Below are 22918 nucleotides of genomic sequence, written 5' to 3' on the forward strand. Positions count from 1 at the left end.
CTATTTTCAAAGCTATCTGTAATATTTAAACATACGCTTATCTTTGCCGTTGATAAAAAATGGCATTTTTGCTTTGCCCTTTTATTCTTTTTATTTATCATCTTCTCATGTCAAGTTATTTACAAGAACTCAACGAAGCCCAGCGTGCTGCCGTATTGCACCGCGAAGGTCCGGCGATTATTATAGCAGGTCCCGGTTCGGGAAAAACGCGCGTACTCACTTACCGCATTGCTCACCTGCTCCAACACGGCGTAGAAGCCTATCATATTCTGGCACTTACTTTTACCAACAAAGCCGCCCGCGAAATGAAAGAGCGCATCGAGCGGATAGCAGGCAACGAAGCCCGCAGTTTGTGGATGGGGACTTTTCACTCGGTATTTGCCAAAATTTTGCGCGTAGAGCACGCCCGACTCGGCTATCCCGCCAACTTCACCATTTACGACACACAAGACAGCAAAAGCCTCATCACCGCCATCGTGAAGGAGCAGGGTCTCAACCCCGAACTCTATAAACCCAACTATGTATATAATCGCATCTCTTCCGCCAAAAACAGCCTCATCACCCCTGCCGATTATGCCGCCAATGCTGAGATGCTCGCCGAAGACCAAGCCGCCGGACGCTCCAAAATGTTGGAACTCTACCACCTCTATACCGACCGTTGCTTTAAAGCCGGAGCGATGGATTTTGATGATTTGCTCGTAAAAATGTACGAACTTTTGCAACGGTTTCCTGACGAACTTTATAAATACCAAACCAAATTTCAGTTTGTGATGGTGGACGAGTTTCAGGATACCAACCAATTGCAATACGAAATTGTGCGCCGCCTTGCCGCCCGCCACGGCAATATTTGTGTAGTGGGCGATGATGCGCAAAGCATTTACGCTTTTCGTGGTGCTACGATTGCCAATATCCTCAATTTTGAAAAAGAATTTCCCGACCGTGCTGTATTCAAATTAGAACAAAATTACCGCTCTACGCGCCATATTGTGCAAGCCGCCAACGACATCATCGCACGCAACAAAAACCAACTGCAAAAAACGATATGGACGGATAACGAAGAGGGCGTAAAAATAAAAATTACCCGCAATACCTCCGACAACGAAGAAGCCCGCATCGTTGCCGACACCATTTTGGAAGAAACCCTGCGCAACCATTATAGCCACCGCGATTTTGCTATTTTGTATCGCACCAATGCCCAGTCGCGGGCTTTTGAAGAAGCCCTGCGCCGCGCCAATATTCCCTATATTGTGTATGGCGGTTTGTCGTTTTATCAGCGCAAAGAAATTAAAGATATAATGGCATATTTAAAGCTCACCGTCAATCATTTTGACGAAGAAGCCCTGCGCCGTGTCGTCAATTACCCCACACGCGGCATCGGCGACACCTCGCTCAATCGCTTGTCGGTATGGGCACACGAACAAAACCAAAGGCTGTGGGAGGCAATGGAGCAAGTGCAAAACAGCGACTTACCCGCTCGCGCCAAAAATGCCGTTTATGATTTTGTGATGATGATTAAAAGTTTTGCGGCGATGTTAGACAAAAAAAATGCCTACGAAGTGGCAGCGTATATTGCCAAAACTACCCAGTTGCAAAGCACATTGTATGATGATAAAACGGTAGAAGGCGTGAGCCGTTACGAAAACTTACAGGAGTTGCTCAACTCTATTAAAGAATTTTCGGAAGGAGATACCGAAGACAGCATTTTAGATAGCACCACCGATAAATCTTTGGGCAGTTATTTACAACAGGTGATGCTCCTCACCGACCAAGACGATACCAAAGAAAACCGCGAAAGTGTGAAGCTGATGACCATTCATGCCGCAAAAGGTTTGGAATTTGCGATGGTATTTTTGGGCGGTATGGAAGAAGAATTATTTCCTTCGCGTATGGCAATGGCTACGCGCGAGGAATTGGAAGAAGAACGCCGTCTTTTTTATGTCGCCGTCACACGCGCCGAAAAGAAACTCATGCTCTCTTATGCCACTTCGCGCTATCGTTTCGGTACGCTCAACTATTGCGAGCCGAGCCGTTTTTTGCAGGAAATTTCCGCCAATATCGTAGAAACCAAAGGGGGGGCTTTGCTCAAAAACCCTGCTTCGTTTAGCGGCGGTACAAAACCGAGTTTTTTGAGCGAAAAAGGCAGCTACGGCGATGCACGCAATATCAGCCAAACACCGCCGCCGCCGAAAATCATAAAATCCAGCAACACCCCTGCCGCCGCCGGCAGTGATTTTGTGCCGCCCGCCGATTTCAGAGAAGACGACACCACCCAACTTAAAGCCGGCAACCGTGTGCTGCACCAACGCTTCGGTATCGGAGTAGTACGACAAGTAGAAGGCGCGGCTGGCAATCGCTTGGCAGTGATAGATTTTGAAGGCAGCGGCGAAAAACGCATTATGCTGCGCTTTGCCAAACTGATGATAATCAGCTGATTTTTATTGGGGTCTGTAAAATAAACTGTGTCAATTTTTTATAACTTTCTGATTATCAATATCAAAATTTGGCTTTAGCACAGTTTAATTTATACTCTCGTTTTATTACTTATTCCCTTTTGGTTGATAAAATCGCACAATTTATTAGTTATAAAATATTGATTTTTAATTATTTGCAATACAAAATATCATCATAAAAGGAATAAAATAAATTTTATACGGGCAACAATTTTTTGTGTACCTATTTTGTTTGTAGTGACGTTATTATCTTTTTTCAACTCACTAAAATATCTTTAAATTATGCCTTTTAACAATTTTGAAAGCCGCCATTTTCCGCCGCCGAAAAAATCACCATCAACAACGCCATAGCAGATTTGGAAACCGCCCTTGCCGACAAACTCGCAAACCTCAATGCCGAGAGCGCGGCAGATTGGGGAGTATCAACAATCAAAACAAATTGATTGTAAACAAAGTACGCGACTATCGCCTGTCGCAACCTACACTATCCAGCCCCGATATAGATTGGACAGAGTTTTTGAACGATTTTGATTCGCGCACTTTTATTCAAAACCTGATGATGCGCCTCGACGGTTTGTTGCAAAGTTTGGAAAATGCAAAAATTTTGTACGATTGGGACAATTATCAGGCAGCCCTCATCGACTACGATCATGCCAAGTACAAAGCGGGTACGCAGGCATTGGGTTACGAAACCAACTTAGAAAAGAATAAGCAGTCTTTTAGTCGCACCGATATCAGTGGCGGCAACGAAATGACCCCACTTACACCCGAAGATTAAAAAGTAGTGTATTCGACAAAAAAGGAAAGCAAAATGCTTTCCTTTTTTATTTATACCCCCCTTTCCGCTTTTTTTGCCAACACGTTTTACATCTTCTGCATTACTTACTATATGTATTCATTGTATGAAAAAGATATATTTTAATGTTTTTTTCGAATAAACTATAAGCATAGTTCATCTACTTTTAGTATTAGTCAAAAATATCTAACCAATCTTACAGGAGCGAGTGATCGCCGATTCGAATCCAGTCATTCCGACTTCATAAAAAAGGGTTTCAACAAAAATAATTGTTGAACCCTTTTTTATATATCAATACAAGCGTTTAAAAAATGTGCTGTGAGTTTAGTTTTGTACAATAACCATCTTTTTTATGATAGCCGCTTGACCTTGTATCTGTATGTGAATAAAATAAAAACCACTTTCTATATTGGATAAATGAATATTATTGATGGTTTCGGGTAACGTACCGACATATACTACTTGACCTGCACTATTCAGAACCCTCAGTTCGCCCACCGCACCCGAAGGGTTATTGATGACAAATGTGCCCTTGTTGGGATTGGGATATACTTCAATATCCGCAATTTTTGCTTGTTGTTTTGTATAAGAAATATCGGACTGTTTTGCGGAAGTGCTTTCATCTGTTTTTGCAACGGCAGGGGCGCAGTCGCTTATGTAGGCGTGAAAGTCACACCCCCCTTTCGCCCAAAAACCCGTTTGCAAAACAATGGACTCTCCTGCTATGAAAGTAACGGTACTATCGGCGAATACTTTGCCGTTAGAGCTTAAATTGACGGAGGCATAATACACATTTTCGGGTATAGGGTTGCCTGAAACAAAGGTGCTTTCTTCGTTGATATGATAGATGATTTTATAACCCGTACAAGCGGAACTCAACTTACTCACACGCACATAATATGTTTCGCCATTGTTTATACAATCTTTGTAAATATACGCTGTACCGCTACCGTTTGTTGTAGCCTCCGGCAATACGCCTGACGCTACGGCAACGGCATTGCCACTCGAATTGTACAGTTTTATAGTTCCTGCTACATCAAAATTACATTCTACCGCCAAAAAACCGGAAGCACCAGCGATGATTTTGTAATAATCATAAGTATCGGAACTGTAGAGTTGCCCCTGTTTTGCCAGTCCGGAACTCAACGTGGTTGCCGTAGAAGTGCCCCCATTGGGTTCTATGTCATTTGCATATACGTAGGAAATGTGTTCATAGGAAATGTCGTAGCCACTGCAAGTGGAGGAATATTCACTAATACGCGCATAAAGTGTGTCGTTGGCGGCAAGGCAAGTTCTGAGCAAAGAAACCGTTCCGGAAGTGGCAGTATAAATACCGCTAAGAGAAGTTCCATTTTTGTTGTATAAATACAAATAACCTGCCTTATCAAAAGATGCCGTTACCACAATGGCACCACCATCTGCTATTATACGGTAATAATCGTAATTATCATCTGCGTAGTAGCCGTGACCGATCCTGCCCTCCACCGTGTCGTTCTCCGCCAAGGGCATTGCCGTGGTGATGCTGTTGTTCGGCTCTGTGTCATTCACATAAGGTGGCAGCAACAAATCATAGCTCAAACTATAGCCGCTGCAAGTGGAACCATAATCATTAATTTGCAACAGCAGGGTGTCGTTTTTCCCGATGCAATCATAGGACACCGAAATACTGCCGCCCACGGACGTAGAATTCGAAGATAAAGTAGTACCGCTCTTTGTCTTTAAATACAAATATCCTGCTGTCGCAAAATTCGCCGTGGCCGTCACCGTCCCTTCCTCTACTGCCACTATTTTGTAGTAATCGTAACTATCATTGGCGTAGTAGCCGTGGCCGATCCTGCCCTGCACCGTGTCGTTCTCCGCCAAGGAAATTGCCGTGGCGATGCTGTTGTTCGGCTCTGTGTCATTCACATAAGGCGGCGGCAACAAATCATAGCTCAAACTATAGCCGCTGCAAGTGGAACCGGATTCAATAATTCGCAACAGCAGGGTATCGTTTTTGCCAATGCAATCGTAGGACACCGAAATACTGCCGCCCACGGACGTAGAATTCGAAGATAAAGTAGTACCGCTCTTTGTCTTTAAATACAAATATCCTGCTGTCGCAAAATTCGCCGTGGCCGTCACCTTCCCTTCCTCTACTGCCACTATTTTGTAGTAATCGTAACTATCATTGGCGTAGTAGCCGTGGCCGATCCTGCCCTGCACCGTGTCGTTCTCCGCCAAGGAAATTGCCGTGGACACGGTGTTGTTCGGCTCTGTGTCATTCACATAAGGCGGCGGCAACAAATCATAGCTCAAACTATAGCCGCTGCAAGTGGAACCATAATCATTAATTTGTAACAGCAGGGTGTCGTTTTTTCCCACACAATCATAGGACACCGAAATACTGCCGCCCACGGACGTATATGCCGAAGATAAGGAAGATCCGCTCTTTGTCTTTAAATACAAATATCCTGCTGTCGCAAAATTCGCCGTGGCCGTCACCTTCCCTTCCTCTACTGCCACTATTTTGTAGTAATCGTAACTATCATTGGCGTAGTAGCCGTGGCCGATGTTTCCATTTGCTGTGGTATTTTCAGCCAAGAAAGTTGCCGTGGCGATGCTGTTGTTTGGCTCTACATCATTGTAGGCTGGCACATCGCTATATGATACCGAAATATTGTAAGAGCCATATCCCCCAGTTCCAGCACTTGCATGCCAATTAAACACATCACCGGGCTGAACACAAGCAACAACAACGTCATTTGTGTTCGTACCAATACTGGAACTTGCACTGCCCAAAGAGCCGCCGCCGCTTGTTGAAACGGAAACGCTGGCACCGCCATAATAGGGATTGCCACAACAATTATAGGTCAGTGCCGTAGCCGTCAGGTGGAAGGTCATAGTGCCATACTGGCTGGCGGTAATGGTGCCCGATGCACTGGGGTCGCCCGTGCAATAACACGGACCTACAAAAGGCGGGTTATTGCAAGTGTAATAATAACCACAGACTCCACCCGATTGGGCGAAAATGTTTTGGCAGCAAAATAGGGTAAAAAATATAAACAGATTTTTTATTAATGTTTTCATAATTTCTACAGTTTGAAATAAGAATTTTTAATAGAGCGAATTTAAACCAACATAAAATATATTTTTAGGAAAAATTTTAAAAAATTTGAGTTTTAGAAGATAAAATTTAAACTATAATAAATTGATTATTAGTTTTTTATGAAAAAATATTTTTATCTTCAGACCTTGCTATTGTTAGTGTTTTCCTTTAAATTTTCTCCTCAATCCAAGTATATATTTTAAAAAACATAAACGATGACGGTGCCTGACGCTTTATTTTGTCTAATTCCTGCTTGTACAATTTCAAAAATGCTGTCCTTTCTTTTTTATCTATTATTTTGTTGTACCGATACAACATTTTCATGAGGGAGGTTTCCAAAATTGCGGTATGTGGGGCTTTGGCTACGGCTTTTCTCAAACTATCGTATTGTGTATAAAAAAGGGCTGTTTCCTGTGTTTCGGTCAGTACAAACAAATACAAAATACGGGCAAATAAATACATATCGGGAAACAGTTGCCGGTTTTCGTCATTTAGGACATTATAAATATAAGTAGTACATTCGCTCCATTTTTTGGCATAAAAATGCACTTGGGCAAATTCATAGTTAAAAATGATATACAAAGCCTTATTGCGTTGCATGGGAATGGTGCATTGTTCCATTATTTTTGCCATTTTCAAGGCTTCCAGAATATTGTTTTGTTCGAGATAGATGGCGTATTTCACATGGCTGATCGTTATATCAATATACTGTTTTTCTGTGTCAGGAATCCTAGTTTTTTGGATTAATTTTTTGATAACAGAAGATATATAAGCCAGGTCGTCTATATTTTGACAAATCTCTGCACTTACCATTCGGTTGCAATAATTTATAATTGCTTGTAAATAAATCTTACTGCGGGAAATTTGCAGCTTAGGATATTTTTCAAATGTTTTTAAAACGCGGGCTATGGGATAGAAAGCATTTTTATATTCTTTTTTGGCAACAAATACATTGCTAAGTCCATGTTCTATATAATAAACAGCCTGCACCGATACATATTCCGCCGATGCAATACCTTCTAAATTACTCTGCAAGTCATCTAAAAGATTCTGATAGTCTTTTTGTGCAGCCAGCCCTACATCAAATAACATCTCTTCAGTTTGACACGACCACAAAAAAGCCTGTATTTCATTGGCTAAGTACTGTTGTATAATTTCACATTCTTTGAGTAATTCGCGCCTTTCAGTTACTTCTCTGCCGCTATAATAGGTGAGGTTTATCTCTATTCTTACAATCTTCAGCAAAAATTCATATTCCTGTAGCTCGTATGCCGTCTTTTTCAGTCGTTTTATCCGTTTTCTACAATGTTCGTATAATTTTTTGTCAATTAAAAATCGCAACGTCATCATTTCTTGTATCAACCTATTTTCCTCATCTTGTTTGTCAATGATGGGTTGAAAAGTATCCAAAATAGCTTTATACAAATAGTTTTGTATGGCGGAAAAATTTTCAGTATATTTATTTTTTTCAATAAGTACTGCACTTTTTCTTTTTCATAAGTACTCATTTTTGCCAATACATCAAAAAAATCTATATACTTGTTGTTTTCTTTTTTGGCATATTTTTGATAAAATTTCTTAAAATACGCTTTTTCTGTAGGCGTAAGCGACTGAATTAACTCAAAAAGTGGGTTTGACATGGTAAGTAAACTTCATCTTTTTTATATTTTTAGGCAATAATTTTAGAATTATTTAAGCTTTATGGAAATGAGGAGCTAAAGAAGACTGTTAGAAAAAGATATTGATAAAAAATAAAACACCACTCCATTTTAGGGGTTATATAAACACAGCATTAGTATTGCTATTTTTTTACTTTAGCACAAGTATCTAAAACAATCAAGATTATGTTTTTTAAGCTAAATATTTGATTGTAAAAATTTTACACATATTTATTTTTATTCCATTTGCTCATAAAATAATAATCATAAAGCCCAAAACTAAAATAGTCTTTTTTTGTGTATCTGCACAGATTTTATTCAAAAAAATATCCTAAAAAAATCTTGTGAGTGGCGAGTGGTCGCCGATTCTAAAGTTGCTATTTTAGCTTCAGAAACAAAAGCCTCTCAAAGATTTTTTCTTTGAGATGCTTTTGTGATATCAGCTACAATAAAAAAGGGTTGATAGCGTCTCGCCTTCAACCCTTCTACAAACATTTTTACAAAAATTTGAGAGAAAAACTTTATTACAAACTATATATTATCAAATAGTATGCCAACATATATTTTTATTCATATTTTTTTGAATTAGCCCTAAAAAAGGTATATATCGTTACAGAAGATAAAAGTTGCCGTTTTTTTAATTCGGACGATTTGTAGGTACTTTGGATATAACGGTATTTTGGGCATCATACAATACTTTTTCATACAAACGTCCCTGTGGATTATACAAATATACGGTTTTGTAAACGCCCGTAGTAATCGGTGTACCTTTGGGGTCTAAATGAGTTTTTTCTATAATATTCCCTTTTTCGTTGTATTTGTATTCCTTGATGGAAAAATCGCTGCTGCTACCGTCGTTGAGGCGTTTGCAGGCTTGGTTGTTGTGGTCAAAGTAGCTTTCCTGTAATACTCTTCCATTTTCATCATACTGATAGCGAATAATAGCAGCCCGCCCTTTGAGCAATTGTCGTTTGCTGTCTAAGTAGCGTTCTTCCACGATTCTGTCTTTATCGTCATATTTCATTATTACCACTGCCGCATCATTGTTGAGCAATTGTTCGCGGCTGTCATAATAGGCGGTTTCGGTACGCCTGTCTTTTTCGTCATAGCCGTACTTAATTACCGAAGGTCCCGAAAATATCGGTTCATAGAGTTGCATATTGGTATTATAAAAACGCTGCTCGGTTTGTTTGCCGCTATCATCATAGCGAAACTCCTGAACAGCCATACCCAATTGGTTGGCAATAAGTTGTTGGTTGATGTCAATATTGATTAACCAACGAAGATTGCCTTGTGTATCATAATAGTTTTTTTCTACAATACCATTATTTTTATTCACCAACACTTCGCGAAGTCCTTGCGTGGCTTGGTTCAAATAAGCTGTTTGAGCAGCTACTTGTTGTGCGGATATAATTGCAAGGCAAAGCAAGAAAGAAAAGAAAATCTTTTTCATGATAATTAATTATATTCTTTCCTTTCGTCTAACTAAAAGCGTGCCATTTATACAAATTACGCTTATTTTATTAGCGTATATTCTGAAACGGACGGGTATAAAAAACATTAAAACATATCCATTCCTTCGCCGCCTTCGGGGCGTTGTTGGGGTTTGTCTTTTTTGCTGCCGCCTTCTTGAGGTTTGCCGAAATAATAAGTAAAATTGACCGTAAAGATGCGCGTTTCACGCTTACGAACAACATAACTCGTAAAATAAGAATCGTCCATTTTTACTCTAAACTGTTGTTTATCAAATATATCGCTCACTCCCATAGCAATATTTGCTTTACCGCGCCACAATTTTTGCGCACGGTAATATCGAAGGAATTAAATCCGTAAAATTTGCCTTGCGGAGTGTTGCGGGGTGTAGAGTAGCTGCCTGTGAGTTGCACATCGTAATCTTTGGGCAGGCGGAAGGTGGTCATTAATTTAGTGGATAAGTTCCAAGCGGCATTGGAAAGCGTGTCATTAATATTAGACACGTCCAATTCGTTGCGAAAAGCATTGGCACTGAGCATAAAATTGAACCATTTTTTAACGCTGCCGTTCACAATGCTCTCTATACCGTAGCTGTTGGCATTATTTACATTAATGGGCAATACTTTCAATACTCCATTGGTATCTATTTCTATAATACGCGCTACGGCTTGTTCGGTATTTCGCCAATAAAAGCTGTTGTTCCACGAAAAATCGCCCAAATACATTTGTAAGCCCGCATCAAAAGAATTGATGTATTCGGGTTTCAAAGAGGGATTTCCCAAACGCTGCGAATAAGGGTCATTGACATCAATAATAGGATTGAGCGTACCCACCGAAGGGCGGTTGATGCGGCGGCTGTAATTGATTTGTATGTTTTTTTGCGCATCTAATGGATAGCTGACATTGAGTGTAGGAAACAAACTAAAATAATCGTCGGTAGTGGTGAGCAGGGTGTCGACAGTTTTTTTATCAACACTGATGTCGGTTTGTTCGCCGCGTACTCCGGCTTTTATCAAAAGTTTTTTCAGCGAAAAAGCATAATTGGCATAAGCGGCATACACATATTCATTATAAGAAAAATCATTCGTCAGGGCATCATTCTCCACATAAATGTTTTCTGTATAATCGGCAATTTCGGAGCGAAACATACTGCTGAAATCGCGCTGCGAAAAACGAAAACCACTTTCGAGTGTATTGCTTTCTCCGATATGTTGCATATAATCTATTTGTGCAATATTGGCGATATTGTTATTGTTGGTATAATTGCGCTGTATGTAATCGTCTGTTTTTACAAGAGTGTGATAAATAGAGAATTGCGTATTATTTTTTGAAGGGGTCACAGAGCGGGTGAGGTCAATAGTAAGGCTGTTTTTTTTATCTTTACCTTGGTGGCGCAGTCCTAAAGCCGTAATATGGGCGGCATTGTAGGGGTCGGTAGAGGTATTGTCACGCACAAATTCATCTTGTTTTATTTGCTCCTCATTCAAAAGGGTATAATATGCGCTGCTTTGATTATTTCCTTTTGAGCCGTTGTAAATAGCAGAAGCAGAAAGTGTAGTTTGTTTAAATAAGTTGTAATCAATGCCTATTTTGAGCAAATGCGACTGGTTGGTATTGTTGCCATTGCTGTGTTGGGTATATTTAAAATAATTATCGTGAAAAATTTCGCGGTCTAAGGTAGAACGATTGTAACGTTCATCATAGCGAAAACCGTAATTGCCGAAAAAATTGAATTTTTTACGCATAATACCCCAAGTAGCGGCAGCGTTATATTTATTATTAGTGCCTACGCCCAACATCAGCGAGGCATTATTTCCTTTTTTTGTATTTTTTTTCAAAATCAAATTGATAATGCCTGCCGAACCTTCGGGGTTGTATTTGGCAGAAGGATTGCTGATAACTTCCAAAGATTCTATGGCACCTGCCGGAATTTGCTCTAAATTCATACCTGTCAATTCAATAGGCTTACCGTCTATCATAATATTGACCTGTTCGCTGCCTCTGAAATTCACTTTTCCATCGCTATCAACGGTAACAGAAGGAATATTGTTGAGCAAATCTACGGCTTGCCCCGCCGGATTGCTCAACAACTGCGAAGCACTATATACTTTGCGGTCAATGCTGTTGGCGAGATAAGTTTTGTCGCCGCGTACCTCCACCGACTGCAACTCTACGGAAGATGCCGACAGATACAAAGTACCCAAAGGCTGCGGATTGGCGGTAAGTTTTACGGAGTTGATGATTTTGCTGCGATACCCCACAAAATCTATTTTCACACGGAAGGTTTCGGCAGCACCGAAAGAGCCTTGCAGAGTAACTTCAAATTTGCCGTTGTCGTCACTGATACCACCGCCTACCAATTTATCGTTGCTGTTGGCAAATACGGCAATGCCGGCAAAGGCGACCGGCTCTTTCGTCAAAGAATCGATAAGAACTCCATTGAGGCGTGCGGCGGCGGGTTGTGCCTGCACAGCTACCGTACAGACAAATAACAAACATAAAAAGAGTGTGAAATTCCGAACAAAAAACATCATACAAACAAGGGGAATATAATTTGTGGCGCAAAGTTCTGTAATTAAATGATATTATTTTAAAGACAGAGCTTGTATTTATCATTTATTAACATCTAAAAAAAAACTGTATCATTTTTAGGCTGTTTCTTTCTATGCTCTATATCAGCTTGGCATATATCTTGTTTTTCTCCATACAGGATATTAAAGAATGGCATATTCCTGTAGTGTATTATACAAAAGGCTTACAAAAAGCAACACAATGCGTAAATATTTACTTAGATTTGTGCCGTAAAAAAACAATACCGCCTGCTGTTTTAGGTATTACATCATTTAGATTTATTTTTCCATACAACACTTATTTATCTTTACCCTTTGTCTGACTTATTAGTAATTATTCCTACTTATAAAGAAAAAGAAAATATCGCTAAAATGATAGCGACCGTATTTTCTTTGGAGCAAAAGTTTCATGTGCTGATTATAGATGATAATTCGCCCGATGGCACGGCAGATATTGTAAAATCACTGCAAACCCAATATGAGGGTCGTTTGTTTTTGGAGCAGCGCAGTGGAAAATTGGGTTTGGGAACAGCGTATATTCATGGATTTCAGTGGGGTTTGGCGCGGAACTATCGCTATTTTTTTGAGATGGATGCCGATTTTTCGCATAACCCGCAGGATTTGCCACGCTTGTACGAGGCTTGCGAGCGAACGGGTGCGGGTATGTCGGTGGGTTCGCGTTATGTGCGCGGTGGCAAGGTACTCAACTGGCCTTATAATCGGGTGTTGTTGTCGTATTTTGCTTCGGTGTATGTGCGTTTTGTCACTTGGTTGCCCTCCAAAGATACCACAGCCGGCTTTGTGTGCTATCGCCGCGAAGCATTGGAGGCATTGGATTTAAGCAAAATTTCCTTTATCGGCTATGCTTTTCAAATAGAAATGAAATACGCCATCTGGAAATTGGGGTTTAAAATTGTGGAAGTCCCCATTATATTCACCGACCGCATTGAGGGGCAGTCCAAAATGTCGAAAGGTATTTTTAAAGAAGCACTCTACGGTGTGCTCAAAATCCGCTCGCACAAGGGCGACTATTATCGCAAAAGAGGGTAATATATTTGTCTTTTTTACATATATAAATAAACCTATTCTGTTTTTCTTTTTGAACAAAGAAAACTGGAAAGTTCATTGCTTATTTGCAAAACAAATAAAACCACTTTTTAAAAATTATTGTTTTTTTACTACAAACAAAAGATACAGATAAACAATTAAATATATATCTAATTGTTTTTATATACAAAAAAACATAGCCACAAAGTGGTGCAATTATGCTTTCGTGCGCTAATTTAGCGGTATGAAATACGAAAAAGTAAGGGAACAAGAACGACAGTTTAAAGCAGTGACCTCATTGAGTGTTGCAGAATTTGATAAATTATTGCTGCTGTTTCGTCCGAAATTAGAAAAATACCTGAAACAATATACATTGAACGGAAAACAGCGCACTCGCAAATACAGCCCGCGAACAGATTTTGATATGAGTGCCGAAAATTTACTGTTTTTTATTTTGGTGTATCACAAAAACAACACCTTGCAAGAAATGCATGCTGCCATGTTTGGTTTGACACAAGATATGTGCAACAAGCTCATACATATTTTATATCCTTTGCTGCACAAAAGTTTGGAAGAATATCGCCCTGCCGAAGCAGATAATATCCGCAAACGGGAAAATATTTAGCAAGAAACAACGATTTAAAACTGAACAGCAACAAATTCGCCTTATTTTCCCTACAACAAAGGAATTTTTATTTCATATACCTTGCCCGCCCGCGCTGGCAGCATCGCATCGCGCAGCCAAGGGTTGAGGAGTTTGATATTTTTGTAGGTAGTATTGTACTGTTTGGCAAAATCAGCAAGGCTCGGAATACTGTTCACCGCCACTACATTAAAAGCAATCGGCTGATAACGCTCGGCAGTGCTCATCGCAAAACCGTATTTTTCAGGGTTATTATAAATTTCTTTAAAGGATAAAATGACAAATACATAGCGCGAAGTTTCGGTGTTGAGATATAAATCAAAAAAGTTGGAAACTCCCTGTCGGTTGAGGTCGTTGCGCACACCAGCGCGCCCCATATTGTACGAAGCTGCCGCCAACGACCACGACCCCAAGTCGTTGTATGCCGATTTGATGTACTGACAAGCCACTTCGGTGGATTTTTCTAAATGCAGCCGTTCATCTACATAATCGTTTATTTCCAAGCCATTTTCTTTGGCAGTACCCTCCATCAGTTGCCAGATACCTTTTGCGCCCGCCGGCGACGACACGTTCAAAAAGCCGCTTTCTGCCATCACCATAAATTTGAAATCATCGGGAATGCCGTATTTTGCTAAAATAGGTTCTATAAAAGGCAAATAGCGCGGTGCTAATTTGAGTACTTGTATGGTTTTGGAGTGCCACAAAGAAGTTACCAACAGCTCGCGCTCCAAGCGTTCGCGCACATCGTACTGCTCCATAGGCACTCGCTCGCCCGCAAAAGTGAGGTCGGCGGGTAATTTCGGAATATCCACATGGCGGCGCGATAATAAATATTCTACATTGGCGCGATTGGGCTGCAAAAATAAATTCGGGTCAAGTCCGGCTTCTTTCCAGTTTACTTTGTTTTTCATGGCAAAACTGCTGCCCATCAAACTCATAATGCCCGTGATAGCAAAAGCAGCCGCTAAAAAACCGGCTCCAAACGTTTTAAATTTTTCAAAGGAAAAAAAAATATTCATCTTAGCTACAAAGTTAAACGAAAAATAATTTACAGAGTACTGCCTGCATCGCTTTTATGATGAATATATCTCTAAATAGTCACACTGCTTTGGATTGGATAGCGCAACAAAACCGCTATCAGCCCCACGCCACCGCCATACAGGAATACGAAAGTGGCAATAGCCTCACTTATGCCCAAATTTATGAGCAAGCCGAAAATGCGGCGCAGCATCTTTTTCGGAAATACCATTTGAAAGCGGGTGAGCGCATTGCTGTCATTGCCGAAAATTGTTTGGAATATATCGTTTTGTTTGCCATTGCACAGCGTTTTGGCTGCATACTCGTGCCGCTTAATTATCGCCTCAGTGCCGCCGAAATCGCCGAACTTTTGGCACACGCTGCCCCCGCACTTGTCATCATTGAACGAAAATTTCACGATTTAATCGCGGCTGCTCCTTCTTTTTCTGTATTATCATTACAAAATTTCGCCGCTTTTTGCAAAAATCCGCCTGTACACCACAGCCATACAGCACACAACAGCGACATCAACGCTCCACTTTTTTTGCTTTACACGTCTGGCACCACAGGCAAGCCGAAAGGAGTGGTTTATACTCAAAAAATGCTTTTTTATAATAGCGTCAATACTTTGTTGGCGTTGGATATTGGCAGCGACAGCCGCACTGTATCTTGCATGCCGCCTTTTCATACGGGCGGCTGGAACGTGTTGCTCACCCCTTTTTTGCACAAAGGTGCTTTTGTATTGCTGATGAAAAAATTTGATGCTGCAGCAATGTTGCAAATTATTGAAAAAGAACGAATTACAATACTAATGACAGTACCGACTATGCTCAAAGCTATGAGCGACACACTGCACTTTGACACCCTGCAAGCCCCGAATCTAAAGTATATCATTGTAGGCGGCGAGGCATTGCCGCTATCGGTGATAGAAAAATGGCACAGCAAAAAAATTTATCTGCGACAAGGCTATGGAATGACGGAAGTGGGACCCAATCTTACTTCTTTGCATCATACGCAGGCGGTGCGCAAAAGCGGTTCTATCGGTAAAGCCAATTTTTATGTGTCGTATCGTTTGGTGAAAGAAGACGGCACTGATGCTGCCATCGGCGAGCGCGGCGAACTGTGGTTTAGCGGTGCTGCGGTGTTTTCGCGTTATTGGAACGATGCCGCCGCTACCGCCGCTGCTTTTGAAGGAGAGTGGTTCAAAAGCGGAGATATTGCCATACAAGATGCGGAAGGTGATTTGTATATTGTGGACAGAAAAAAAAATATGTTTATTTCGGGCGGCGAAAATGTGTATCCGGCGGAAGTGGAGCGTGCTTTGCTGCAATACGCCGCTATTGCGGAAGCGGTAGTCGTGGGCACAGCCGATGCGCAATGGGGCGAAGTGGGCAGAGCTTTTTTGGTATTAAAAAATCAGCATCACACAACTTTTGACAGCAGCGATTTGAAGCAATTTTTAATACAACGATTGGCAAAATTTAAGATACCGAAATATTTTACCGTGTTAAAAGAACTTCCTAAAACAGATAGTGGCAAAATCAACCGCACTGCTTTGAAAACCTTTCAAGAATGATTATTTTTTTATGCTTTGCAACTTTTTTTATCAAAAATATGACTTATAAACAGCCTCTATTTTGAAAAAAATAATAATTGTATTGCATAAAAAAATCTTAAGTGTATTTCTTTTTTTCATGATTCCGTAAAGCTATCATAGCTTTGTACCGAAATTATCAATATTGAAAACTAAGACCCTGTTTATTTTTACAAAAATTTGTATGTTCAATCGTAATATTATTAGTACAATATGCTTGCTTGTGGGTGTGGTATGGTTCAATGCTTTGCAGGCACAAGTACGCACTTACAGCAACGAATTTCTGGCTTTGGGCGTAGGTGCTCGCGCCTTTGCTATGGGCAATGCACAATGTGCCGCCGCCAATGGTGTGTATGCCGCCTATTGGAATACCGCCGCCATCGCCAATACCGATGCCGCACAATTGGGACTGATGCACGCCGAATGGTTTGCAGGTGTTGCCAAATACGACTATGCCGGTTTTATAGCTCCTTTGGCAAATAAACAACGTGCCGTAGGCTTGTCGCTGATACGTTTCGGCGTTGATGATATTCCGAATACCCTCACACTCGTAGAGCCGGACGGCAGTTTTAATTATGATAACCTCAGTGTTTTTTCGGCTGCCGATTATGCGGCTTTGCTGCACTATGCGCAGGCGTGGTCGCGATGGCAGGTGGGCGGCAGCGCAAAGGTGATTTATCGCAAAGTAGGAAAATTTGCCAATGCCTGGGGCTTGGGTATTGATGTGGGTGCCCGTTTTGCCGCTACCGAAAACCTAACTTTGGCGGTTGCCGTAAAAGACCTCACCACTACTTACAACGCTTGGTCGTTTAATTTTACAGAAGAAGAAAAACTGCAACTGCAAGCCACCAACAACCTGATTCCGGTGAAATCGGTGGAGCTGACCGGACAACGCCTCGTGTTGGGCATAGCGCACCGCCTGAATTTCGGTGAAAAATTGGCACTAACCACAGCTTTGGATATAGATTGCACTTTTGATGGCAAGCGCAATGTGCTGTTGGGCAGCGACTTTGTGAGCATAGACCCGCACGCCGGTGCTGAATTGAGCTACAACAATACAGTTTTTTTGCGCGGCGGTGTGAACAAAATACAGCGTTTTACTGACGATAATGACGCAAGCAAAGAAATATTATCCGTGCAGCCCAATGTAGGCATAGGTTTTAAAATAGACAAAGTAACTTTGGATTATGCCTTTGTGGGCTTGAACCGCCGCGATGTGGGCATTTTTTCGCACGTTATATCTCTGGCTCTCGCTTTTAATAGCAAAGTTGCCACCAACGATGCTGCTCCTTTATATTAAAGTTATTATTGTTTTTAAAATATTTTTCCTAAAAAATACTTCTCATAATACACCATATAAAGTATCTTTTTTTTATTATTACCGACTCAAATTATTTTGTTATAAAAAATTGATTTTCAATTAATTAACAAATTAAAATTCATAAATTTTTATAAATATGAAAAAATTACTGATTCTGCTGCTGTCATTATTTGCAGGTATCGAACTGCAAGCACAGATATATCAAAACAAATGGATAGATTTGTCAAAAACTTACGATAAATTTCAATTAGAAAAAGACGGTTTATATCGTATCGGCTACGAAACTTTATTGCAGGCGGGGTTGCCCCTAGAAGGCAGCGGCTACAAATTGTATAATAAAGGCAAAGAAGTTCCGATTTATGTATCTACCAACGGCACTTTTGGTGCGGGCGATTATATTGAGTTTGTAGGCAAAGCCAATGACGGCGAATTAGATGCTTTTTTATTCCAAAATCCTACTTGGCAAATCAGCAAAGACCGCAGCCTCTATACCAAAAAAGCGACTTATTTCTTAGCTTCGGACAACAGCAGCAACAATTTGCGCTATCAAACCATCTCCAACAATTTGGCAAATGCCCCTGCCGCCGAACCGTTTTTTCTTTATACTTCAAAAAAAATCCTCAATACTGCCCACTCCGCCGGCGAGCCTTTCAGCAATTTGTCGGGTGTGAACAACAACTACGCCGACTTCGGCAAAGGCGAAGGTTGGGTAGGACCGATTATTGTAGAAGGCACAGAGCAAAGCACCGATGTAGTAACTCCTTATATTTATCAAAACGGCGGAACGGCTTTTGTGGAAAGCAAAATAACAGGACGCTCCAATGAAATACAAGTACTGCCCGACCATCATATTCAGCTCAAAATAAACGACCAGATTGTAGTAGATGAGACCTACGAAGGCTACTCTTTGGAATCGTATAGCTTTAATGTAGATTTGAATGTACTTGCCGACAACAATGAAGTGGGGTTAGCCAGCATCGGCGATATAGCGGGTGTAAGCATTGATCGCAATTCTTTGTGCTATGTATTTATTACTTACCCGCGTTTATTTAATTTTGAAAACCAGCGTTCTTTCTTTTTCAGCATTGATAATATTCAAAACCGCTACTTGGAAATCAACAATTTTAATGGCGGTACTGCTCCGGTATTGTACGATTTAACCAACAATGTGCGCTTAGTACCTACCTTAGACGGTACTACTTACAAAATATTTTTGCCCGGCAATGGCGGCACTTTATCTAAGCGCGATTTATACATCAGCAACACGACCGAAACCACCACCGATGCCGTCAATATAGTGAGCAATTTAGTGCCGCAGCAATTCACCAATTTTGCCGATCCCTCCAAAGCCGCCGACTATATCATCATCACCCACTCAAAATTGCGAGGGGGCGAAGAAGACCAAGTACAACGCTATCAGACTTATCGCAGTTCGGCGCAGGGTGGCGGATATCAGGTGCTGGTGGCAGATATTGATGAGTTGTACGACCAGTTTGCGTGGGGTGTATTGCAGCACCCGCTTTCTATTATGAATTTTGTGAATTATATCATAGACAATTACGAAGCGGGCATTTGGGCAACGCAGCCCGAATATTTGTTGTTGATGGGGCGTTCTATTCGTTACAGCAAAACCAATTTGCCCGATTTATTTGCACGGAATTTAGTACCCACTTTCGGCGAAACCGGCTCCGATATGATGCTCACCGTACCTACGGTATATGCCTACAAAAACCAATTGGCGGTGGGGCGTATCAGTGCCGAAACTCCGGAACATATAAAGCGTTATTTGGATAAAGTGATAGAATATGAAGCAAATATGAATATTCAAAATACGCCCTGCACCAAAACCGACCGCCTTTGGATGAAGGATATTGTGCATGTTGCCGGCGGAAAAAATGCTTCGGAAGCCACTAATTATACTAATAATCTCAACGGCTACAAACAAGTAATAGAAGATACACTCTGGGGCGCAAAAGTACAGGCAACTTTCTCAAAAGCAGAAGGTGGTATTATTGCAGCACCGCAGCAGTTTAAAAACCTGATGAACAACGGACTTTCTATGGTGACTTATATCGGTCATTCCGGCGGTGCTTTGTGGGAATTTGATATTCAAAGCCCTGATGATTACGACAATGCCGGAAAGTATCCGTTCTTTTATTCCAACTCCTGCTTTGTAGGCGATGTACACTCCCCAGACAATGATATTATGGCGTTGGTATATAGCTTGGCGGAGCAGCGCGGAGCTATTGCATTTTTGGCAACGGTGGGCTTTGGTTTTCCTTATTATTTGGATATCTACGGCGAAGAAATGTATCGCCAGATGGCTTATGAAAATTACGGCGGCACTTTGGGGCAATTTATGCAAAAGACCATTGAAAATATTTATATTCCTTCGGTGGGAGCCAGTCATTATTACGGGATACGCCTCACTTGTCAGGAATTTACGCTTGCAGGCGACCCCGCCATTCGCCTCAATCAATGGCAAAAACCAGAATATGTGACAGAAGAAAATGATTTATATTTTAATCCTTCGGTACTCACTACTGCTATTGATTCTTTTGATGTAAATGTTGTAGTAACCAATTTAGGAAAAGCAGTAGCCGATTCTTTTTCGGTGCAGGTAATACATACCTTGCCCGATGGCACACAGAATATTGTAAAAAAACGTTTCAAAGGTGTCTATTACCGCGATACGCTCTCTTTGCGGTTGCCTATCGGCGAAGCGGCATTGGGCAGCAACGGATTTTCTTTGAGCATAGATTCTGACAATGAATTGCCCGAAGATTGTGAAGACAACAACATTTTAAACACCAATATTTTCATTTTACCCGGCTCGGCTTTGCCTATTCACCCTTGCGAATTTTCTATTGTAGGCACTACTCCCGTCAAGTTGCAGGCATCTACGGCATTGCCCGTACTCACGCAGCCGCGCACCTATCGTTTAGAAATCGACACCGTACCTGAATTTAACACCACATTTTTACAATATACCACTTTGAGCAGTAGCGGCGGTATTATAGAATGGCAGCCCGCTCTGTCTTACGAGGCTCAAAAAGTATATTATTGGCGTATCAGCATTGTGCCGGAAACAGGAGGTAATTATAATTGGCAGAGTTCGTCTTTTATTTACATTCCCAATCAGCCCGACGGTTGGAATCAATCGCATTATGGACAATATACACGCAACAGCTACAATGGCACTTTTTTAAATGCACAACATCAATTTGAATTTGATGATGAATTTAATAATTTGCGCGGCTTTGTAAATAATACCGAAACCCCGCAGATTTACAGCCTTTATTTGAATGATGTATTGATTAGTGCAGGCAGTTGTTTGATAGGCAGCAATACAAATTGTTTGGGAGGTATTGCTTTTGCTGTTTTTAAACCCGAAAAAATATTATCCGTAGTAGAAAGTGAATTAGACCCCTCCACGCAAGGAATGAGCGGCTGCAATCGCAAAGGTATGTTTGGAAATGTACAATGCGGAGGAGGCAACATCTACGAATTTTATACCGGAGATGAAGATGTTTATACACAAATCAAAAACTTTTTGGATTGGGTGCCGCAGGGCTATTATGTTGTAGCATATTCGGTAGGAAACCACCGCTTGGAGAGCAGTGCAGCTTCTGCCGCCGCTTTGCAACCGCTCTACACACGTTTCAGCGATTTAGGATTTCCGCAGCTGGCATCTATCGAGTCCGAAATTCCGTTTTTTGCACTGCTACGCAAAGGCGTAGTAAATTATACGCCAAAAATTTTAATCGGCGGCGTATCTGATGAAGTACTCGAATACAACGAAAATGTATTCGGAAAAACAGATGAGGGCACTTATACCAGCACGCTCATCGGACCTTCGGCTTTGTGGCAGAGTTTGCAGTGGCAAGCCACCCCTTTGGAAGCCGGTGTAGTAGGGGAACTATTTAATGTGGACGTAATCGGCGTAAGAGCCGATGGAGTAGAAAACACTTTATTCAATACCAACACTATCAATAATTGGGATTTAAGTTTTGTTGATGCCTCGGTGTATCCTTTTTTGCGCCTGCGAGCCAACAACAAAGATGTATCGTACCTCACCCCTTCGCAACTTGAACATTGGCGCGTGTATCACAAAAAATATCCCGAATTGGCATTCAACAGCAGTGCGCATTTTTCTGTTACCGACACTTTGTACATCACCCAAACCGGAAAATTGGAAATCGCCGTTACCAATGCCTCACCGGTGGCAAGCGACAGCGTATATGTGCAGGTAAGCACCACCAACGCCAATAATGTCACGCAGCAGCACGCCTATGCCCCGCAAGCTCCTTTTGCAGGCGGCGAAACCCGTGTATTAAACATCGATTTTCCGGCGGGCGAAGTGTTGGGAGCGAGTACTTTAACAGTGCAGCTCAATCCGAATAAAATAAAACCTGATAAATTTGATTTTAATAATCAGTTACAAATCCCTTTTTGGGTGTTGGGTGATAATATAAATCCGGTGGCAGATGTAACTTTTGACGGTCAGCATATTTTAGACGGCGACATTGTATCTACACAGCCCGAAGTACAAATTACTTTGTATGATGAAAATACGGTATTGCCCCTCAATGATACCGCCGCTTTTGATATTGTACTGATTTATCCTGACGGTACGCTGCATCCTGTGTCTTTTGCCGACCCTTCTGTTATATTCACACCGGCAAATGCAGGCAACGACACCAATGAAGCGATGGTTACTTTTTCGCCGCAACTCGCCCAAGACGGCACCTATCAACTGCAAATAACCGCCACCGACCGTAGCGGTAACACCGCCGGCAATGGCACTACTTATTCCATTTCCTTTGAAGTAATCACACAATCATCAATTTCGCATTTGCTCAATTATCCCAATCCTTTTACTACCTCTACACGCTTTGCTTTTGTACTCACCGGTGGCGAGTTGCCCACGCAATTTAAAATTCAGGTGATGACCATAGCAGGGACAGTAGTACGCGAAATCGGCAGAAGCGAAATCGGAGACCTGCGCATCGGCAGAAACCTTACCGAGTATGCGTGGGACGGCAAAGATACTTACGGAAATGAATTGGCAAATGGTGTATATTTTTACAGAGTAATTGCAAAAAAAGCCAACGGAGAAGATTTTGAATTATTCAGCTATAAAAAAGAAAGCACTACTCCCAAGTACAATATTTCTTCTACGACTACCATGGACGGAATGTTCAATAAATACGGCTTGGGTAAAATGTATAAAATGCGCTAAGTAAAACGATACTTAATAA

General features: G+C 41.3%; 13 protein-coding genes. 7 read left to right on the forward strand and 6 right to left on the reverse strand.

Annotated elements, in window-relative coordinates; translation table 11 throughout:
- Positions 1-107: 107 nt before the first annotated feature.
- Together IPL35_07220 and IPL35_07225 are read left to right on the forward strand one after the other, a co-directional pair.
- Positions 108-2432, forward strand: coding sequence for a UvrD-helicase domain-containing protein (locus IPL35_07220; protein ID MBK8443205.1), 2325 nt, complete (start codon positions 108-110; stop codon positions 2430-2432).
- Between the two features lie 316 nt (positions 2433-2748).
- Positions 2749-3228, forward strand: a complete 480-nt coding sequence (locus IPL35_07225) for a hypothetical protein (protein ID MBK8443206.1) — start codon at positions 2749-2751, stop codon at positions 3226-3228.
- A 342-nt stretch (positions 3229-3570) separates the two neighbouring features.
- On the opposite strand, the gene IPL35_07230 is transcribed toward IPL35_07225, so the two are convergent.
- The 5 genes from IPL35_07230 to IPL35_07250 all read right to left on the reverse strand — a co-directional run bounded on the left by IPL35_07230 (position 3571) and on the right by IPL35_07250 (position 11936).
- Positions 3571-6315, reverse strand: a complete 2745-nt coding sequence (locus IPL35_07230; protein MBK8443207.1) for a T9SS type A sorting domain-containing protein — start codon at positions 6313-6315, stop codon at positions 3571-3573.
- 187 nt (positions 6316-6502) lie between these two features.
- Positions 6503-7759 (reverse strand): hypothetical protein, encoded by a 1257-nt coding sequence (locus IPL35_07235; protein ID MBK8443208.1) that lies wholly within the window; start codon positions 7757-7759, stop codon positions 6503-6505.
- Between the two features lie 870 nt (positions 7760-8629).
- Positions 8630-9445 (reverse strand): hypothetical protein, encoded by an 816-nt coding sequence (locus IPL35_07240; GenBank protein MBK8443209.1) that lies wholly within the window; start codon positions 9443-9445, stop codon positions 8630-8632.
- 107 nt (positions 9446-9552) lie between these two features.
- Positions 9553-9759: a hypothetical protein gene (locus IPL35_07245; GenBank protein ID MBK8443210.1), complete on the reverse strand. Its 207-nt coding sequence runs from the start codon at positions 9757-9759 to the stop codon at positions 9553-9555.
- Positions 9750-11936: a TonB-dependent receptor gene (locus IPL35_07250; GenBank protein ID MBK8443211.1), complete on the reverse strand. Its 2187-nt coding sequence runs from the start codon at positions 11934-11936 to the stop codon at positions 9750-9752. Before IPL35_07250 ends, IPL35_07245 begins: the two co-directional genes overlap by 10 nt.
- Before the next feature lie 414 nt (positions 11937-12350).
- Between IPL35_07250 and IPL35_07255 the strand changes: the two genes are divergently transcribed.
- Together IPL35_07255 and IPL35_07260 are read left to right on the forward strand one after the other, a co-directional pair.
- The gene (locus IPL35_07255; protein ID MBK8443212.1) at positions 12351-13085 is read left to right on the forward strand and encodes a polyprenol monophosphomannose synthase; all 735 of its coding nucleotides are present in this window, start codon (positions 12351-12353) and stop codon (positions 13083-13085) included.
- Positions 13086-13326: 241 nt separating this feature from the next.
- The gene (locus IPL35_07260) at positions 13327-13707 is read left to right on the forward strand and encodes a hypothetical protein (GenBank protein MBK8443213.1); all 381 of its coding nucleotides are present in this window, start codon (positions 13327-13329) and stop codon (positions 13705-13707) included.
- A gap of 50 nt (positions 13708-13757) precedes the next feature.
- Here the strand turns inward: IPL35_07260 and IPL35_07265 are convergent, their stop codons facing one another.
- The gene (locus IPL35_07265; GenBank protein MBK8443214.1) at positions 13758-14744 is read right to left on the reverse strand and encodes a lytic transglycosylase domain-containing protein; all 987 of its coding nucleotides are present in this window, start codon (positions 14742-14744) and stop codon (positions 13758-13760) included.
- A gap of 59 nt (positions 14745-14803) precedes the next feature.
- Between IPL35_07265 and IPL35_07270 the strand changes: the two genes are divergently transcribed.
- The 3 genes from IPL35_07270 to IPL35_07280 all read left to right on the forward strand — a co-directional run bounded on the left by IPL35_07270 (position 14804) and on the right by IPL35_07280 (position 22899).
- On the forward strand, positions 14804-16318 hold the full coding sequence (locus IPL35_07270; GenBank protein ID MBK8443215.1) for an AMP-binding protein: 1515 nt from the start codon (positions 14804-14806) through the stop codon (positions 16316-16318).
- Between the two features lie 202 nt (positions 16319-16520).
- On the forward strand, positions 16521-17636 hold the full coding sequence (locus IPL35_07275; GenBank protein ID MBK8443216.1) for a PorV/PorQ family protein: 1116 nt from the start codon (positions 16521-16523) through the stop codon (positions 17634-17636).
- 157 nt (positions 17637-17793) lie between these two features.
- A complete protein-coding gene (locus IPL35_07280; protein MBK8443217.1) occupies positions 17794-22899 on the forward strand; it encodes a hypothetical protein in 5106 nt (1701 codons plus the stop codon).
- Positions 22900-22918 lie beyond the last annotated feature (19 nt).

The organism is Sphingobacteriales bacterium, from assembly GCA_016711285.1.
Lineage (GTDB): Bacteria > Bacteroidota > Bacteroidia > Chitinophagales > UBA2359 > JADJTG01.

Bases quoted from the DNA above. Each gene is read 5' to 3' on its own strand.
- IPL35_07270 (MBK8443215.1), top strand. From the start codon at position 14,804: ATGAATATATCTCTAAATAGTCACACTGCTTTGGATTGGATAGCGCAA.
- IPL35_07220 (MBK8443205.1), top strand. From the start codon at position 108: ATGTCAAGTTATTTACAAGAACTCAACGAAGCCCAGCGTGCTGCCGTA.
- IPL35_07260 (MBK8443213.1), top strand. From the start codon at position 13,327: ATGAAATACGAAAAAGTAAGGGAACAAGAACGACAGTTTAAAGCAGTG.
- IPL35_07265 (MBK8443214.1), bottom strand. From the start codon at position 14,744: ATGAATATTTTTTTTTCCTTTGAAAAATTTAAAACGTTTGGAGCCGGT.
- IPL35_07230 (MBK8443207.1), bottom strand. From the start codon at position 6,315: ATGAAAACATTAATAAAAAATCTGTTTATATTTTTTACCCTATTTTGC.
- IPL35_07245 (MBK8443210.1), bottom strand. From the start codon at position 9,759: ATGGGAGTGAGCGATATATTTGATAAACAACAGTTTAGAGTAAAAATG.
- IPL35_07280 (MBK8443217.1), top strand. From the start codon at position 17,794: ATGAAAAAATTACTGATTCTGCTGCTGTCATTATTTGCAGGTATCGAA.
- IPL35_07275 (MBK8443216.1), top strand. From the start codon at position 16,521: ATGTTCAATCGTAATATTATTAGTACAATATGCTTGCTTGTGGGTGTG.
- IPL35_07240 (MBK8443209.1), bottom strand. From the start codon at position 9,445: ATGAAAAAGATTTTCTTTTCTTTCTTGCTTTGCCTTGCAATTATATCC.